The following is a 1,336-nucleotide window of genomic DNA, read 5'->3' as shown; positions in this document are numbered from 1 at the left end:
TAATTTTATTCTTTTGTTGTAAAAAAGTAGAGATTAACCGATTATCAAAAGTAAACTATGGGATGACATAAAGTTGAAACTTTATTTCTTGAATTAGACTTTTGATAATCAAGCTGAAGATACCATATAGAATTCTGATTATAAAATCATTAAGAGTGTCGGTACAATTCGGCTATTGGTTAATCTCTAAATTAAAAGTAAAAGTAAAATTATGAAAAAAGTTTTTATTGGGATCGATTTCTCGAAATTAAAGTTCGATGCAGTAGTATTATTTGACTCTCAAAGTACTCCCATCCATATGGTATTCAATAATGGGGAACAAGATTACGAACGGTTTTTGGATTGGTGTAAATCTTTGACTCAACATGAGCCTTGTACTTGGCTTGTCTGTGGCGAACATACCGGTTTATACTCCCTTGGTCTTACCAAGTATTTGAATGAATCAGCTATTGACATATGGCTCGAACCCGGATTGCAAATAAAACATTCAATGGGTATCACTCGTGGCAAAAACGATAAAGTAGATGCTTACCACATTGCCTTGTATGCCTGTCGTTTTGTTGATCAGGCTCGTTCAACAAAGCTTAGGGCAGAGACCCTGGACCGGATCAAAGACCTGTTAGCTTATCGTGAACGCCTGATATGTGCCAAAAAATATTTGCTTGTTGCAGCCAAAGAGCTATACGCCTTTAAATCAAATGATTCAGTTAATTATATTTTCGAAGATAGTATGACCAAAGCACAAGAAATAAGTAAGACAATCAAAGTACTGGAAAATAAGATAGATAGTCTCATTGCCAATCAAAAAGAGCTATATGAAAATTATAAATTATTACTTTCAATCAAAGGGATTGGTCGCCAAAATGCTGTATTGGTTTTGGTGTTAACCGAAAATTTCACCCGATTTAATGATGCCCGTAAATTTGGATGTTATGCAGGAGTTGTGCCTTTTGAACACTCATCGGGAAGTAGTATTCGAGGAAAAAATAAGCTCAGCCATTTAGCAAACAAGAAAATGAAAACATTGCTGACTAACGCTGCAAATTCAGCTGTCAGAAACGATATAACGCTCAATGAGTACTATAAAAGAAAACGAGAAGAAGGTAAAGATCATGCTTTGGTGATCAACAATGTTAGAAATAAACTTATACATATCATGTTTGGAGTGGTCAAAAATAAAAAAACTTATGACCCAAATCACGCTGATTCTTACAAGAAAACAGCTTAAGTAAGCTATTTTCCCTTTTTCAATCTGCCCCCCTAAAAAACGGGTAGTTGAAAAAGGAAAAATGCGATAACTTTTAACAATATTAATAGGAATTAATCATAGAATTCA

1 protein-coding gene is annotated in these 1,336 nt (G+C 34.1%); it reads left to right on the top strand.

The window, feature by feature from the left end; all coding sequences use genetic code 11:
* The first annotated feature begins 211 nt into the window (after nt 1-211).
* Nucleotides 212-1,228, top strand: a complete 1,017-nt coding sequence (locus G7Y56_RS18420; RefSeq protein ID WP_165045921.1) for an IS110 family transposase — start codon at nt 212-214, stop codon at nt 1,226-1,228.
* Nucleotides 1,229-1,336: the final 108 nt, after the last annotated feature.

This window comes from Dysgonomonas sp. ZJ709, from assembly GCF_011039195.1.
Classification (GTDB): Bacteria; Bacteroidota; Bacteroidia; order Bacteroidales; family Dysgonomonadaceae; genus Dysgonomonas.
This window is presented reverse-complemented; position numbering and strand designations above follow the sequence as displayed.